We start from the raw sequence: 17,040 nt of genomic DNA, 5'->3' as shown, positions 1-17,040 counted from the left end.
AACGTTTAAAAGGTTTAACAGTGCGCACTTGAAATCTTTAAGAAAAACTTAACCGTTTTTACCCGCCAGTATGAATCCATTTCACAGATTGTTGATTATGATAATAAATCTCTTTAAAAGCCAAGCCTATAGGCTCGCGACTTGTAATCTACGCTACATGATAGGCTTAATGATGATGAAAAGCTCTATCTTAGTAATATCATCATGAAGCACTATCGCCGGTCTAAGTTATATTAGAAAAACCTAAAAATACAATAGGATAATATTAGTAAACTAAAGTTTTTTGTTAATAAGGAAGAACATGCTGAAGATAAAAAATAGGAGTGGCTATCTAAAATAGTCGCATGATTAAATGAGCTGTTTGATATGGACTAATGTTGATCTGGCTAATTATTCACCAACCATCTGGGATAGGGTAAATGAAAGCTAAACCTTCATAAAGCAGGTTATTAACAATACAGCTGACAAAGCAATGCTTGGCAACTTTCTAAGTGCTACTTTAGACGCTATCTTTGACAGCAAAGACGTTTATCAACAGATTATGTGCTAGCCCCTGTCTGATCGAAGATGTTCATCTCAATTCACACTTTTTTTATTCACTATCAAGACGAGAGTTTGATTGCGATTAAACTTACCTCAGTATTTATCAATCAAGTAGGTAAAAATATCAATTTTAGTTTATCATTATTCATATATTACACGCTATTTGAACAAGGATAGACAATGAATTTTGTGGCTATTGATGTAGAAACTGCCAACTCAGACGTCGGCTCTATTTGCCAAATAGGTATGGCAAAGTATATTAAAGGTAAATTGATAGATACCTACTGTATCCTTATCAGACCACAGTCTAGCTTTAGTCGAATAAATATAGATATTCATGGTATCGATACTAAGCAAGTGAAAGATGCTCCTTCTATATTTGATATCTATGGCCATATCATTCAATTTGTTGGTAACAATATTGTGGTTAGTTATACCAATTTTGATAAAAGAGCGATAACGAAGTGCTTATCAGATCATAATTTGCCACTGCCGTCTTGGCAATGGGTGGATGTCTCTGTCATGGTACGTGACACTTGCCAGCGGTTTAGTACATCAGGATATAATCTTGCTAATGTATGTAAAGAATGGCGGTATGCTTTTGATCATCATGATGCACTAGAAGATGCTAAAGCGTGTGGGTTTGTGACAACGACTATTCTTAGAGAAAATAATGCTTCAATCATGGATTGGTTAACAGATCAGCCATCTCATCTGAAAAATAGTAATAGTACGCAGCGCTTTACTCAAAACCGCTCTATAGAAGGTAATGAGGAAGGGCGGTTTTTTGGGTTAAATATTTGTTTTACAGGAGAGCTATCTATAAAACGCGTAGAAATTACCGATATCGCAGCAAGGCAAGGTTTTCATGTCAAGGCTGGTGTGTCTAAAAAGCTCAACTATTTAGTCGTGGGTACACCAGACTTAACATTATTGAATGGACATGATAAAAGTAGTAAACAGCGTAAATCAGAGACGCTGATTGCAGAAGGTATCGACATCAATATTATTACAGAGCATGATTTTCTTAAAATGCTTAAACTCTAGTAGTTCTGTCCGCCTCTTTTATCTAACTTTCTTAGAATGGGTTTTATAGGTAATGAAAAATTTTATCGAAAATGTCGTGGCGCTATTCAAAGAGAAGTATGATGCAAAAAGTAATGAGGTGAAAACTCATCTTATAGATTTGCCACCTGATATAAAGCCATCTGCAGGGGCGCAAGTTAGTCATAATGATCAAAACCGTACAAATAGGCACCATGACAATGGTATTGATAAAAGTAGTTTTTATGACAATCATGTTGACAGCGATGACTTGGATAATGTGGACAGCCTTGCTACTTTTATTCTCTCATCGGAGAGATCAAAGGAATACAGTACCTCCTCCAATCAAACAAAGGGTCGCTGGGTAACCAAGTATGAGTCTATAACCATTCATAATCGCACTATTGAACGAGGTTTTTTTTATTTTGGCGGGCAGCTTGAGGCTTTAGCTGGCTATGGTACTGAGCCATCATTAATAGATGAGCGTTTATCAGTAAGTCCACCATCAGCTATCCGTAGTACGAAAGCTATTTATAGTGATGAGTCGCTCGGTTACTGGCCAACTTATGGACAGCTTTCAGCTTTATGTCGTGGTATTTATTTAGACTGGTTAGCGTCTGATCGTACAAATCCCCATACGCCCATCGGCTATGTGTTTATCTACTTTAATGGGCTTGAGCGCAGAGTCATTGAAAGTATTAGTATAGACAATGTGTCTGATGATGAGTTTATTGCTATTTATAACGAAGCTTTTCGTCTGCATAATATTTATGGCAAGCAGTCCTCATTTCATAACTATTCTGTCCATTTTTTAGAATTTATGGCACTTGTGCGCTCGCCACTATTTGAAGAACGGTTACAAGCACACCAGGTATCCCCGCCGCCCGCCAGTAGTCGCAACCTAACCTTTAAAATGCAATTAGCAAAAACGGTAACCTTAAATCTGCCTATTCCTGCCACTTTAGCATGGGAGTGGCTCATTTTTTCTAATGAATATAACTTTAGGACGCCTGCAAGGCGCTGTGAGTCAGAATTCAAAGATCTGTTCGATATTTTATATCAAGAAGCTTATCCAAATGGATTCACCGTTTCTCCCAATAAAACCAAGCTAACGTTAAATTATAACGCTGCCAGCCGCTCAATTGGTTATGTTGATCTGACGCTTGATGATCTACAAGATCCTAGTATATTAAAAGCGCCTATCAAAAAACTGATTACTGTTGCCGAACAATGTAATGACGCTTTAGACGCCTATAGTCGTTATTTAGGTCGTGATAGTAATGATAAAACAGATATAGATGCTATTTTATTACTACCAAAAGCGCTTATTCAGCAGCAAGGCTATCAAGAAAAATACCCAGTAATACAAAAATTTAAAGCATGGGCAAAATCTGTTATTCAAAATGATGAAGGTCTGGTGACGGTTAAAGAGCTATGTGGATATTTGGATGAGGAGTTGTCGCACGCAGTACCTAAATTATTAACCAAAAGGCATAGTGAGATTATTACAAATTTAGCTGAGTTCGCAGGCTTTGGTATTGTGCCAGACCAGCGATACCATCAGACCAATTTTAAACCAGATGGATATGTGGTTCTATTTGATAGCGGTCATGGACAAGACTTTGAGCCGAGCACCTCATTTCATCAAATCAGTTTAGCACTTAGATTGGGTGCCATGGTTGCAACCATTAATGGCTATGTTGATAAAAGAGAGGTAGATACGTTACTGGCGATTATTGAGCAAGACACTCAGCTTACTACTATTGAAAAAGCGTCATTAAAGGCTTATCTGTTATGGCGCTTAAATAGCCCTGCTAATATGTCAGGTCTAAAGGCAAAGCTAGCAGTACTTGATGACAAGCACATTAGCTTTATCAGTCGCTTTATTATCTCCGTTGCTTTAGCTAATGGTAATGTCGAACCCAGTCAAATCAAACAAATTGAAAAGCTGTATCAGGCCTTAGGGCTCGATAAAAATGCGGTCGTTAATGATATTCATCACTTAACTAGCGCTAAAAAGATAACGCCAACGTTCAGTAATGAGGCACAGCTTAAGAATAGTAATGAGCAAGGTATGGGTGCTAACGCTGATATTTCCAATCATAATAGTAAGACGTATATTTTTAATACTGAGTTATTAGCCTTGTATGAAAGCGAGACAGGCGATGCTAAAGCAATGCTGGCGAGTATTTTTGCAGTAGATGATGATATGGAAAGCGATTATGAGTCACAGCCAAATGAACAGGTAGATAACTGTAGTGAAGTTGATGTGATTAACGAGTCTGTTGTTAAAGGTTTAGATACTATTCATAGTCATCTTTATCAGCAACTGATTAGTAAAGAGATATGGCAACGAGAAGAAGCTGAGGTTCTGTGTGAGTCGCTAAATTTGATGATAAATGGTGCTATCGAGACCATCAATGATTGGGCGTATGATAATGTCGATGCACCAGTATTAGAAGAAAATGATGAAGTAATAATTGACTTTGAGATTGTCGAAGAATTAAAGGCATTGTACTAAAAATAAAAACCAATAATAGAGTTATCAAGGATAAATAATGACCGGTAAAAAAATTAGAGCAAAAGAGCGCGATGCTATCATTCAGTCGCTTAAGGCAGGGGTCACACCAAAAGTTGGTATACAGCACATCCAAGTAGGACGTATCAATGAGCTTAGAGCGCTAATAAGTGATATTGAGCGCGTCGCTGATGGTGGCTCGGCGTTTCGTCTTATTATTGGCGAGTATGGTTCAGGTAAGACCTTTTTTTTGAGTGTGGTAAGGGCAATTGCGCTTGAGCGTAAGTTAGTCACTGTTAATGCTGATTTATCACCTGATAGACGTATTCAAGCATCGTCAGGACAAGCAAGAAACTTATATTCTGAGCTTATGCGTAATCTATCTACTCGTAATAAACCGGATGGTAATGGTTTGGCCAGTGTAGTCGAACGTTTTATTACTGAAGCCCGTAAACAAGCGGATAGTACAGGTGAGACAATTAGCGATGTTATCCAGCATAAATTAGCCGAGTTGACTGAATTGGTTGGCGGTTACGACTTTGCTAAAGTTATTGAAGCTTATTGGCGAGGTCACGAAGAAGATAATGATGAGTTAAAGGTCAATGCGATTCGATGGTTACGTGCAGAGTACTCAGCTAAGACTGATGCAAGGCGCGATTTAGGTGTGCGTACTATCATATCTGACGCGTCTTTTTATGATGCACTCAAAATCATGAGTCTATTCGTACGGCAGGCCGGCTATCAAGGATTATTAGTCAATCTTGATGAAATGGTCAACTTGTATAAGCTTAATAGCACACAAGCACGCCAAGCCAATTATGAGCAGATACTGCGTATTCTAAATGACTGTTTGCAAGGTACCGCTGAGCATCTAGGATTTTTGTTAGGCGGTACGCCTGAGTTCTTACTTGATCCGCGTAAAGGATTGTATAGCTATGATGCCTTGCAAACGCGCTTAGCAGATAATAGCTTTGCTAAGCAAGCAGGTGTGATCGACTATTCGTCGCCTGCACTGCATTTAGCAAGTCTCACACCAGAAGAGCTGTATATTTTACTGAAAAACCTGCGTCATGTTTATGCAGGTGGTGACGAAGCAGAATATCTAGTACCTGATGAATCCTTACAAGCTTTTTTACAGCATTGTAGTCAAACGATAGGTGATGCTTATTTTAGAACGCCTCGCAATACCATTAAAGCGTTTTTGGATATGTTGGCTGTCATTGATCAAAATCCAGCTATTTCGTGGGATCAACTTATTAACTCGGTATCTATTGACCCTGAAATGCCCTCTGATATAGATATTGATATGAGTAGTATGGATGAAGAAGACGAACTTGCCGATTTTAGGTTATAAGGCACTAAATATGAGAAACTACCTTTGAGAGATGCTCATCTCCAGCTCGACTTCCGTATACAGCGTTGGATATTTAACCAAGGTTGGAGTGGATTGCGTGAAGTGCAGGCTAAGGCTATCGCACCAATTTTATCTGGGAAAACCGACGTACTTATTAGTGCGGCGACTGCTGCTGGCAAAACTGAAGCGTTCTTTTTACCAGCATGTAGCGCTCTCGTCAAGTCAGACGATGGTCAGAATGTAGGTGGATATGAGAAAGAGGGGCAGGGCAACGGAGTAGGTATTTTATATATCAGCCCACTGAAAGCGCTAATTAATGATCAATATCGGAGGCTTGAGAGTCTAGCAGAGTTGCTTGATATGCAAGTGACGCCATGGCATGGCGATAGCCCACGGAGTAAAAAGAATAAACAAAAAAAATCGCCATCAGGAATTATTTTGATTACGCCTGAGTCGCTTGAATCTTTATTGATTCGGGATGCAGGTTGGGTCAAACAAGCTTTTAGTAGCCTAAAATATATTGTGATTGATGAGTTTCATGCTTTTTTGGGTAGCGAGCGTGGTCAGCATTTATTATCTCTTTTGACGCGGCTTGAGCATGTCACTGAACGTTTAAATACACCTATTCCGAGAGTAGCGCTGAGTGCAACGTTGGGAGATCTAAAAAGCGTACCGCAGTCATTAAGGCCTAATCAGTCACTACCTTGCATCATTATTGAAGATGGTGAGGCGAAGGCTAGTATTAAAGTACAAGTAAAAGGTTACATAGAGCCTAGTCAATTAGCGCTTGAATCAGGTTCTAAAAAGAATAATATTGCAAGTTCTGACTCTCAAAATATTGGTATTCAGTATCCTTATACTGCCGAGGCGCAAGTTTGTTCGGACTTGTACCGATTATGCCGTGGCGGTAGTCATCTAATATTTGCTAATAGCCGTAGACGTACGGAGATGATAGCGACAGAGCTTAGTGATTTGTGTGATTATAATATCGTTCCTAATGAGTTCTTTCCTCATCACGGCTCCTTGTCAAAAGAGCTTAGAGAAAGCTTAGAAACACGATTACAGAAAGAAGCGTTGCCGACTACCGCTGTGTGTACTATGACCTTAGAGCTAGGGATTGATATTGGTAAAGTTGATACGGTGGTGCAAGTGACGGCTCCGCACTCTGTAGCTAGTCTTAGGCAACGGCTTGGGCGTTCGGGTAGGCGTGGTGGTTCGGCAGTACTTAGAATGTTGATTACTGAAAAAGAGATTGATAAAGATACCAGTCTCATTGACAAGCTACGTCTTGAATTAATCCAGTCATTCGCAATGATAAGACTGCTGATTGTCGATAAGTGGTTTGAGCCGGCCGATACGTCGTTATATCACTTCTCAACGCTATTGCATCAGGTGCTAGCGACTATCGGTCAATGGGGCGGTATTCGTGCTGACCAGCTTTATATACTATTATGTAGACAAGGACCCTTTCAACAAATACAACCAGCGCACTTTAAGTCTTTACTTAGCCAAATGGGAGAGTTGCAGCTACTTACTCAGCTTGGTAATAATCAATTGGTGTTAGGTATTGTCGGTGAACGTGTTGTTAGTCATTATACTTTCTATGCAGTTTTTAAAACCCCAGAAGAATATCGAATTGTGACGGGTAGTAGAACGCTTGGCACTTTACCAATTGAGACCATGTTGTTACCTGAGCAATATATTATTTTTGGGGGTAAACGCTGGCAAGTCAAAAATATTGACATGGATAAAAAAGTAGTTGATGTTATCTCTGTCAAAGGTGGTGGCAAGCCTCCAGCTTTTGGTGGCGGTAGTATGTCGATACATGACCGAGTACGCCAAGAGATGTATGAGGTATTAAGTAACGGTGATTACCGTATTCGAGTTGGTGAGCAACATTTAGATTTTGCTGATAAAACGGCAAGACAATTATTTTCAGAAAGTATTGATACTTTTAATAGGTATGATTTAAGTAATCAGCCTGTTGTAGACAAAGATGGAAATAGTTATATATTTATGTGGCGTGGAGATAAAATTGTAAATACCTTAACGGCGTTGCTTATACGAGATGACTTCACTGTTGAAGCATATGCAGGTGTTATTTGTGTTAATAAGATTGATTCGGTTCAGGTTTGTCAATTTTTACAGAAGCTTGCCAATCAGGTATTACCTACAGCAACTGAGCTTGCTGAAACTGTACCTTTTAAGATGACCGAAAAGTTTGATGAGTACTTACCTGATGATTTGCTCAATATTGGTTACGGTGCACAAGCGTTTGATATTATTGGGTTGAAAAAGTGGCTGGAGGACTTCAAAAAAACAGACTTAGGATTATGATGTGAGTTTGATAGTAAGTTTTTTAGCTACCCATTTTAATAAAATATACTTCGATGAAACTAAGCTATGCTGATAATCCTGTAGAAACTAACTTGGGAAATTTTAATCACAGAACTTGATAATAATGACCAATGCTGTATATCTCATAGTCATTAACTTTACATAAGGTACTAGTAGTTCTATGCCTGTATAGGAAAGTCACTCCAATTAAGGCACCTTAATAATTATTACCTCATTCAGTGATTTAGGTTCCTTAGGGAAAACTTGAATATTCAACTATGCACTATATACACCAGTAGATACAGCTATTAAAATTGTGGCAGTTTCCTTCTAGGTGTACATGAAGCCAGCTTTCCGAATATAAACATTAACTAAGGGCTTTTTACTAAAAAAATTATGGTAAATGCTGTATTTACATCAAAGATCGATTTCTGGTTAGCGTTTTTAATATTAGGTTCTAGCTTACTACTCATTTTGGTACCTGTATGGGAATGGATGTATAACAATAGTTCTATCAAAAGAATACTGTTTATTAGTCTTTTTACCATGCCAGGTGCAATATTGCTCTTGTTAATATTTTTCAACGTAAAGTACAGTTTGTCAGATGACGAACTGTTTGTGAAGAATGGTTTTTCTACTCAGAGCATCCCATTGAAAGACATTATCTATATCATTCCTACCAACAGTATGTTGTCTGCTCCAGCCCTATCTTTAGATCGAATTGAGATAAGATATGAAGGGGGGAGTATAGTGATATCACCAAAAGACAAAGAGGGGTTTTATCATGCAATACAAGAACGTGTTCCTGCATTAGAGACCGATGGTGATGATGGCTTGATAAGGAATTAGCTAATAGTTCGATGCGTTTAAAAAGCATCGAACAGCAGTGTTAGATATAACCTTGATAAAAAATGAGCAGCATAGGTGAGGGTTTACTATTTATAACATGCCGCTATACATGGTATGCAATTCAATGGCACTTAGCTTTTCGCGTAGTGCGCTCATTTGCAATTCGCAGTCCTTGTAGTACTCTACTTTATGTTTCTCTGTTTCCTCTAAGCTTTTTTGATAAGTAAAATCATCCCATAGGGTTAGACAGTTTGTAATCAACTTGAGATCATTTAGTGATAGATTTTTATACTTACCCAAATCATGTGTCTTGATTTTTGAACGTAATTCAAAGAGTCCTAAATTACTGTCTTGGTGATATTTTTTAATGAGTTCATCCGTGGATCCCATGCTACTCTTATCGTTTTCTTTCATCGCAATCCTCACACTATTATCAATCAGACTCCGTTCATACACTGTCAAATCAAGATGGGCGTTCATTCATTCTTCTCACTTTTGGATTTAAGGGGGGTTTTCATTATAAAATGAGAAAACCCGTCATACTGTCAAAGTAGCAATATTAGCACAATTCTTACTGATTCCTTCTTGGTTAGAATGACTCAATCATTATTTATATCAATAGATTATACTTCTAATTCTCCAGTATAAACTTGAAGTGAGTCTCTGAATCCCTCATACATTGCAAAGCACTTTAACTGCCTAGCTTATTTACAGCACACTCTCTTTATAATTGACCTTTCAAGCTAATTTGACTGCTAGTCAAATTTAGTACCAAACAATATTGAATGACGTTTGAGGCATGAGGGCTTCGCTTTTGATATGAAAATATTTTGTACTTTTTGAAACTGACTATCTAAAGCAACACCATTTGAACGAATAATATTACCTATTAAAAAGCCTCTGTCATAAATATAGACAATGCCTTTATCTTTATCCCAATAGGTCACTCCTTCAGGCAGTATAGGCGTAGAAAACATGCCATCACTTGACTCTATTAATAAACAACCCTCTATTACAACCAATCGTCCACCGACCCCCATATCTAACTGGGGTTCCTCAGGATCAAAAGGGTATGTAAATATATCTGCATATGTCGGTGTTAATATATTCGAGATATCCTCTATTTCAGTCTTCAGGACTTTATTCTCACTAGCGGTCTTATTGATCGTGTTTTTTGAAGGTGTCATACAACCTGACATTAAGATTGCTACAAATACGATTGAGCATGTTTTAAGCTTATAGCTGTCCTTATATACTGTATTCATTTGAATTATTACCCTTAAATTTATTAGCATATGTTTACTAAATCAGTCTAAACCCTTGTATATAATCAGGACATCATTCGAATTATAAGAGGGTACAATGCCGTGAAAAATCATAACCAATACATTTATAAAAAGCCAATAATGAAGTTCAGCATGGGTACGCTTGCTTTAGGCAGTTTACTGGCAATCGCTGGTTGTAATAATAGCTTGGTTGATAATCAACCGATAAAACAGGCAGATAGCAAACCCATAGTCAGCAAGACTGACACCCCTTCGACCCCAAAGACTGATAAGAGTTATACGGCTGCTGACGACTCTGCTTCAACGCCTGAAGGTGTCAAACAAGTCGTCACTGCCAACAATCAATTCGCTATTGATCTGTATCAGCAGATAAATAAGCAAGCTAAACAAGCAGAGAACAACATGTTTTTCTCACCCTACAGCTTGTCTACAGCGATGGCCATGCTCTATGCCGCAGCAGAGGGTGAAACAAAGCAGCAAATCCAAAAGACCTTTCATTATCCAACGCCAGCTATCCTTAATCCCAATAGTGCAGCACTCTACAATCAATTCAATAAGCCCAATCCAAATTATGACTTGAGCACGGTTAATGACTTATGGATGCGTCAAGGTTTGAGTCCCAATCAAACCTATTTGGATACCGTAAAACGCTATTATGGCGGTCAAGTCACCAATCTTGATTTTGCGAGCCGTCCCGAGCCATCACGTCAGACCATCAATAAAACCATCGCTAATCATACCAAGCAGATGATTCCTGAACTACTGCCAGAAGGGAGTATCAAGTCATCTACCGCTGCTGTACTAACGAATGCCGTTTATTTCAAAGGAGATTGGAAGTCAGCGTTCGCAGGAAGTTATAAGAGTGATTTTATTGATTATGATGGTAACGATAGCGCAGTCAAGATGATGACTAAAACAGCAAATTTTGGCTATACAGAAGATGAAAAGGCTAAAGTGCTTAATCTGCCTTATAAGGGTGATGACTTGTCCATGATCGTTATCTTGCCTCAGTCAAAGGGCAAGTTAGCTATGCAGGCGTTGGTTAAGAATTTGAGTGCCGATCAAATTGGTCAGTGGACTCACAATATGAAAATCAAAGCAGTCGACCTGCAGCTGCCTAAGTTTAAAATGGAACAAGATTATAAAATGGATGAGCTACTGGCTGAGATGGGAATGCCAATCGCTTTTGATAGTCGCGCTGATTTCAGTCTATTCAATAATAAATTGCCGTTAGTAGTGGATTCTATCATTCATAAGGCGGTGGTTGAGGTTGATGAAAAAGGTACAGTGGCGGCAGCTGCTACAAGTATAGTGCCAGTAGTCGTCTCAGCTAATTATGACGTTGAGTTTAATGCCAATCGTCCCTTTATGTTTATGATTAAAGACAATAAAACCGATGCGATATTGTTCTTAGGTCAGGTGAATAAGCTATAGCTTGAGGATGCAAAAATGATGACCATAAAAATGATGCTGATACCCTTAGCAATGCTACTGGCTGCTTGCGAAAGCCTATCAGCACCACAGCCTGATTTGAGTCAAACCATTAAGGTAGAGCAACACTTAGAGCCGCTATTACATTACCCCTCATGGAGTAGTGAGAGCTTGTTTTATACCTATCCTTTTGAGTTTTCTGACCTTGATAAGATTGATGTTATGGACGAGGTGAACGTACGACTCGCCTATGAGGAGGGCTGTGTTTATCTCTATTATGGACCAAATAAAACCATTCCTTTTCTACCGAATGGTCAAGCAAGTTGGGATGACAAGAATAAAACGCTCAAATATTTTAATGTGGTTTATGAGGTGGGCGACATCATAGAAAGCGGTGGGTTTATTCTTGCACCTTGGCATCGAGAAAGATATGCCAAAGAAGGCTTCGTTAGTCAAGCGCCAAGTCGCTGTGATGTCAAAGAGATGACCATGTTATCGGGTTTACCGCGTGGTCAGGCGGCTAGAAAAACTCTATAAAAGTTCTGATAAAACTAAGCGACGAGACAACTTAATGAATAATTTAAAATTAAAAAATGGCTTATCATTAACCGCTCTTGGAGTTTTTATACTTCCGGTTTTATTTGGTTGTACTACCTTAAAATCCTATCAAGTAACACCAATAGAAGACAGAACTGCCATTATTAGTAAAAGTCCCTCAGATTCTCCAAAACGAGACTCTAATAAATCCCTATCCGACATATTTAGTTATCTATCTACGGGCGGTCAAATTCCAGGCATCGTAAGTGGCAAATTCGTTATTAAAGATAGTTGTCTTATGTTGCAAGTCGCCAAAGATAAATATATGACGCCCTTGTTTCCTCCGCATAGTGTTGCTTATTTAGAAGAGGAAAAAATTATTGTATTGAAAGGCATCAAAATTAAATTAGGTGAGAAGATATTTACTGGGGGCGTAGCAACACCAACGACAAATCTTGAGTTTGCGACACAAGGAGATGCTGCTTGTCTGACCAAAATAGGAATGGCTATCGATGCCGATATAATGGAAGTCTCTGAAGAGATTAAAAGGAAGTTGGATACCTACTAAAAAATAGGTGCAGAAGCTGTTTCCACTGCTTACATTCAAAATACGAGTTTTCTTTCAAAACTGGAGCGCACAGATGAGAAAAGCATTTTTGATTTTAACAAGCCTAGTGGTCGTCGGTTGTACGACAACCCCTGTAGCAACCCCACCTGAACCAATGGCAGCGATAAAACCTATTCCAGAACTCGTAGAGCCTGAGCCAAAAACAAGCATTTTTACTTATTATGTTGACCCCATTCATCAGTCTCAAGCTGCTGCAATAGTAAGGGGTAATTTCGTATGGAGAGATCACTGTCTTTATTTAATAGGCAGTGATCGTAAATTTACTACCGCGATGTTCCCTGAGTTTCCAAAAGGTATCGTGAAATGGGATGAAGCGACCAAGACACTAAATCTCAATGGTCGGGTATTTAAAATGGGCGATTATATAAAGACGAATGGCGCCTACTGGCCTTATCACCCTAATACGCCAGGAGGTGCTGAGTTTGAAAAACAGGGCGATAAAAAATGCTTAACCCCAACGGTTGCATTTATAGGTACTTTTTTCGATTAGCAAACGCATAAAGCAGATTGAGAGTAGATCGGTACGCTTACCAAAATACCCTAAACGGTTGTATAGAGATGATACTAGAATGGCATCATCTCAATTGTGAATAAGTAGTGAGTCAGCTATGCAAAATAATCAGTACCGTTTTATCAAAAATTCAAAATATAAGTGTTTGATGAGTGCATTGGCGGTCAGCAGCCTGTTATTGATTGTCAGTGGCTGTGATAGCACCATCAAAGAGTCTAAACCTACTGACACAGTAACCAATACCGCACCAAACTTAGACAACCCATCCTTGTCAGATAAGAATAAAAATAACTCTGATTATAAGGCTGTTAGCAAAGATGGCTTTATTGCGGCTGATGATGGCGCATCAACCTCTGATGGCATCACACAAGTCATCAATGCCAATAACCAGTTTGCCGTTGCTATGTATCAGAAGATAAATGGGCAGACTGAGCAAGCAGATGACAACGTGTTTTTCTCGCCCTATAGTCTGTCTACGGCGATGGCCATGCTCTATACCGCAGCAGAAGGGGAAACGAAAGCGCAAATTCAAAAGACCTTTTATTATCCGTCGATGGATACTCTAAACCCTAATAGCGCCGCGCTCTATAATCAATTTAATAAACCCAATCCTGATTATAAGCTCGCCACAGTCAATGATTTATGGATGCAACAAGGGCTAACGCCTAACAAGTCCTACGTCGACACCGTTCAACGCTATTATGGTGGTCAAGTGACCAATCTTGATTTTAACGGCAGTCCTGAGCCTTCGCGGCTCATTATTAATAAAAAAATTGCTCAGCATACCAATCAGATGATTCCTGAGTTACTACCAAAGGGAAGCATTCCATCTAGCGTTGTCGCAGTATTAACCAACGCGGTTTACTTTAAGGGCGACTGGAAAATGCCTTTTGAGGCAAATAGCACCTCTGAGCAGCCTTTTTATCCCCTCACAGGCGAACCCTCTGATGTCAAAATGATGAATATGCAGACTGATTTCGGTTATATCGAGGACAAGCAAGTGCAGGTTGTGCAATTGCCTTACAAGGGCGATGACTTATCCATGTTAGTGGTATTACCCAAATCAAAAGGCAAAGCTGCAATGCAGCAGCTGGTGCGTGATTTGAGCGCTGATAAGATTAAAAAGTGGAATAAAGATTTAGTCGCTCAAGAAGTGAATCTTTCCTTACCAAAGTTTAAGCTTGCAGAGCGTTATGATATGAAAGGTTTGCTTTCAGATATGGGTATGCCAAGCGCCTTTCAAAGCAAAGCTAAATTCAAACTATTTGATGAGCCGCTAGCGATAAAAGTTGATGATGTTTATCATCAGGCAGTGGTCATCGTCGATGAGAAAGGGACAGAGGCGGCAGCAGCAACAGCCATTGTAGCAACGGAAGCTTCTGCTCCTATAGATCAGCCAGTTGAGTTTACAGCCGATCATCCGTTTATGTTTATAATTAAAGACAATAAAACCGATGCGATATTGTTTTTAGGGCAAGTGAACAAACCTTAAAATAGCGAATGACGGCACTAAGACTTAACTGACTGTTGATGAGACATTATGAAAAAAAGGCTTAAATTATTATCGTGTTCACTGTTGGTGATTTCAGTCGCTAGTGGATGTAATACGAAGACCAATGAAGAAGATGTGTTTCAATACAAGAATGCCTATGTTGGTGATAATAGTGCAGTCATAAATATTGTCAACCACTCTATGCAATCAGATAACTTCAAGGGCCTCGAGCTCAAAACGAAAGAGACACCCTATGGGATTATCTTAAATTATGATGGGTCAGAGTCAGAAAAGAGTCATAAAAAGACAGTGGTATACAACGCCACTTACTTATTTGCGTTGATTCAGAATGTAGAATGGATAACGTTTAATTTTGATCATCAAGAATACAAGATAACAAAGGACGCTCTAATAGAGTGGTACGGGGAAGATTTCAGCAAATTACAAAGTAAAAAGGAGCTAAAAACGTTAATACAAAACAACTGGGATGATGAATACAGAGTAAATCAGTTATTCTAAAACCGCCAAATATATATGTGCGGCTCCCTATACAGCAGCTGAAAGTGTGGCTATTACAGTCACTACTGAGCCTTGGATATTCTTATAATTATAATTTATTGTTGAGCCTGATATGCAAAATGACCCACTTCGCTATTTTAGATATGCAGCCCATAATCGTGTTATCAGTGCCTTAGCTATTACCAGCTTAGTGTTGGGTGTTAGTGGCTGTGACAACGCCATAAAAAATAATAGAACGGGTGCTGTTACAGGCATGGTTACTCCTAATCAGCCAACCATTAACCATCAAGCGCCTCCGACTGAGGTAAAGGCTTTGATCTCGACATCAGAGGGTATAGCTGAAGTCGTCACTGCCAATAACCAATTCGCCTTTGATATGTACCAGCAGATAAATGGGCAACCTGACCAAGCAGATAAAAATGTATTTTTCTCACCGTACAGCTTATCTACTGCGATGGCCATGCTCTATGCCGCAGCCGAAGGGGAAACGAAAGCGCAAATCCAAAAGACGTTTCATTATCCAGCACCAGCTATCCTCAACCCTAATAGTGCAGCACTCTATAATCAATTTAATAAACCCAATCCCGACTACAAGCTTGCCACGGTCAATGACTTATGGATGCAACAAGGGTTAACACCCACTAAATCTTACATAGACACCGTGCAACGTTATTACAGCGGCCAAGTGACCGCTCTTGATTTTGAAGGCAGTCCTGATTCTGCACGTCAGACCATTAATAAAAAAATTGTTGAGAAAACCAAGCAAATGATTCCTGAATTACTACCTAAGGGCAGTATTAAATCTGATACTGCCGTGGTACTAACCAACGCCGTCTATTTCAAGGGCGATTGGACCCTGCCTTTTACAGCTGAAAGAACCAGTGCCCAGCCTTTTTATAATGCTATCGGCAGAGCCTCTACCGTCCAGATGATGCAGCAACAGTCTTATTTTAGTTATTATGAGGACAAACATATACAGGTCGTGCAATTGCCTTACAAAGGCGATGACCTATCTATGCTCGTAGTATTACCCAAATTCAATCATAAACTTGCTATGCAGCAATTAACTAAGAGTTTAAGTGCAACTAAGATTAAGCAATGGCGTTCAGGCTTAGTAAGACAAGAGGTGGACCTTCAACTGCCAAAGTTTAAATTAGATGCGCGTTATCAGATGAAAACGTTGCTCGCTGATATGGGTATGCCAAAAGCGTTTAATAATGGGGCTGAATTTAACTTATATGCTGATGGTACACCGATAAAGCTCGATGAGGTTTATCATCAAGCGGTGGTCACCGTCGATGAAAAAGGAACCGAGGCGGCAGCCGCCGCCGGTGCTGTAGGTATGTACGTTGGTATGTCTTATCCTGTGGAATTTAAAGCCGATCATCCATTTATGTTTATGATTAAAGATAATAAGACCGATGCGATATTGTTTTTAGGTCAGGTGAATAAGCCTTAGCAATATCTATTTTGGAGCGATTAAATATGCAGCGTTTTCAGTTGATTACGTTAAGTTGCTTGGCTGTTGTGATGACTTTATTGTTTTCAGGCTGTGCCGCTAAAAATGAGCCTGTAGATAAATCATCTGAGGGAAAAGAAAAAGTACTGACTAAAGCTATTGAGGAGAAAGTAGAGATCTTAGAATATAGTCCTCCGCTTTATGAAAGCTCAGTAGATGGCGGTATTACAGTCGCTGATGGCACTTTATTGGTCGAAAACGGCTGTTTAATCATTAAACATGACAACTATAAAAACGAGGCGGTAATTAAAAGTGCTTTAGTATTTCCAGAAAACACGACCAGCATCAATGCTGGCATTCTTTTTCATCAAATCAGCGCCTATGACCAATATAAGATTGGTCAAGATTATCGTTTTGGTGGTTTTAGTGGCACGCTTAATGACAAGCGTATTAAACCTCACTCTAAGTGCCAATTAAATAAGGTATGGTTTGTGGCCTAAAAATGGAATGCTAGAGATAAGGAAAAACACGA

At 39.2% G+C, this 17,040-nt stretch carries 15 protein-coding genes; 13 read left to right on the top strand and 2 right to left on the bottom strand.

Annotation, left to right across the window (positions count from 1 at the left end):
* Positions 1–723: 723 nt before the first annotated feature.
* The 5 genes from RAH45_RS06825 to RAH45_RS06805 all read left to right on the top strand — a co-directional run bounded on the left by RAH45_RS06825 (position 724) and on the right by RAH45_RS06805 (position 8,645).
* Complete coding sequence (locus tag RAH45_RS06825; protein ID WP_306495044.1) at positions 724–1,590, top strand: exonuclease domain-containing protein; 867 nt, start codon at positions 724–726, stop codon at positions 1,588–1,590.
* A gap of 52 nt (positions 1,591–1,642) precedes the next feature.
* Entirely contained in the window at positions 1,643–4,108 is a 2,466-nt protein-coding gene (locus RAH45_RS06820) for a tellurite resistance TerB family protein (RefSeq protein WP_306495043.1), read from the top strand.
* Between the two features lie 37 nt (positions 4,109–4,145).
* Positions 4,146–5,459, top strand: a complete 1,314-nt coding sequence (locus tag RAH45_RS06815) for an ATP-binding protein (RefSeq protein WP_306495042.1) — start codon at positions 4,146–4,148, stop codon at positions 5,457–5,459.
* A gap of 24 nt (positions 5,460–5,483) precedes the next feature.
* Positions 5,484–7,796, top strand: a complete 2,313-nt coding sequence (locus tag RAH45_RS06810) for a DEAD/DEAH box helicase (RefSeq protein ID WP_306495041.1) — start codon at positions 5,484–5,486, stop codon at positions 7,794–7,796.
* A gap of 396 nt (positions 7,797–8,192) precedes the next feature.
* The gene (locus RAH45_RS06805; RefSeq protein WP_296190235.1) at positions 8,193–8,645 is read left to right on the top strand and encodes a PH domain-containing protein; all 453 of its coding nucleotides are present in this window, start codon (positions 8,193–8,195) and stop codon (positions 8,643–8,645) included.
* Positions 8,646–8,735: 90 nt separating this feature from the next.
* Here RAH45_RS06805 and RAH45_RS06800 read toward each other — a convergent pair whose 3' ends face one another.
* Together RAH45_RS06800 and RAH45_RS06795 are read right to left on the bottom strand one after the other, a co-directional pair.
* On the bottom strand, positions 8,736–9,059 hold the full coding sequence (locus RAH45_RS06800; RefSeq protein ID WP_306495040.1) for a hypothetical protein: 324 nt from the start codon (positions 9,057–9,059) through the stop codon (positions 8,736–8,738).
* 341 nt (positions 9,060–9,400) lie between these two features.
* Positions 9,401–9,910, bottom strand: coding sequence for a hypothetical protein (locus RAH45_RS06795; RefSeq protein ID WP_296190240.1), 510 nt, complete (start codon positions 9,908–9,910; stop codon positions 9,401–9,403).
* A gap of 153 nt (positions 9,911–10,063) precedes the next feature.
* On the opposite strand from RAH45_RS06795, the gene RAH45_RS06790 reads away from it, so the two are divergent.
* From RAH45_RS06790 to RAH45_RS06755, 8 genes are all read left to right on the top strand, one after another.
* Positions 10,064–11,365, top strand: coding sequence for a serpin family protein (locus RAH45_RS06790; RefSeq protein ID WP_306495039.1), 1,302 nt, complete (start codon positions 10,064–10,066; stop codon positions 11,363–11,365).
* A 15-nt stretch (positions 11,366–11,380) separates the two neighbouring features.
* On the top strand, positions 11,381–11,899 hold the full coding sequence (locus RAH45_RS06785) for a hypothetical protein (protein WP_306495038.1): 519 nt from the start codon (positions 11,381–11,383) through the stop codon (positions 11,897–11,899).
* A gap of 34 nt (positions 11,900–11,933) precedes the next feature.
* Positions 11,934–12,467: a hypothetical protein gene (locus tag RAH45_RS06780; RefSeq protein WP_306495037.1), complete on the top strand. Its 534-nt coding sequence runs from the start codon at positions 11,934–11,936 to the stop codon at positions 12,465–12,467.
* 73 nt (positions 12,468–12,540) lie between these two features.
* Positions 12,541–13,017: a hypothetical protein gene (locus tag RAH45_RS06775; protein ID WP_306495036.1), complete on the top strand. Its 477-nt coding sequence runs from the start codon at positions 12,541–12,543 to the stop codon at positions 13,015–13,017.
* Between the two features lie 118 nt (positions 13,018–13,135).
* Positions 13,136–14,530, top strand: a complete 1,395-nt coding sequence (locus RAH45_RS06770; RefSeq protein ID WP_306495035.1) for a serpin family protein — start codon at positions 13,136–13,138, stop codon at positions 14,528–14,530.
* 48 nt (positions 14,531–14,578) lie between these two features.
* Positions 14,579–15,049: a DUF4825 domain-containing protein gene (locus RAH45_RS06765; RefSeq protein WP_068405424.1), complete on the top strand. Its 471-nt coding sequence runs from the start codon at positions 14,579–14,581 to the stop codon at positions 15,047–15,049.
* A 112-nt stretch (positions 15,050–15,161) separates the two neighbouring features.
* Positions 15,162–16,508 (top strand): serpin family protein, encoded by a 1,347-nt coding sequence (locus RAH45_RS06760; protein ID WP_306495034.1) that lies wholly within the window; start codon positions 15,162–15,164, stop codon positions 16,506–16,508.
* Between the two features lie 26 nt (positions 16,509–16,534).
* The gene (locus RAH45_RS06755) at positions 16,535–17,008 is read left to right on the top strand and encodes a hypothetical protein (RefSeq protein WP_306495033.1); all 474 of its coding nucleotides are present in this window, start codon (positions 16,535–16,537) and stop codon (positions 17,006–17,008) included.
* Positions 17,009–17,040 lie beyond the last annotated feature (32 nt).

The sequence above is a fragment of the Psychrobacter sp. van23A genome (assembly GCF_030845275.1).
Taxonomy (GTDB): domain Bacteria; phylum Pseudomonadota; class Gammaproteobacteria; order Pseudomonadales; family Moraxellaceae; genus Psychrobacter; species Psychrobacter faecalis.
The sequence above is the reverse complement of the archived record's forward strand: the minus strand, read 5'-3'. Positions and strand labels throughout refer to the sequence as shown.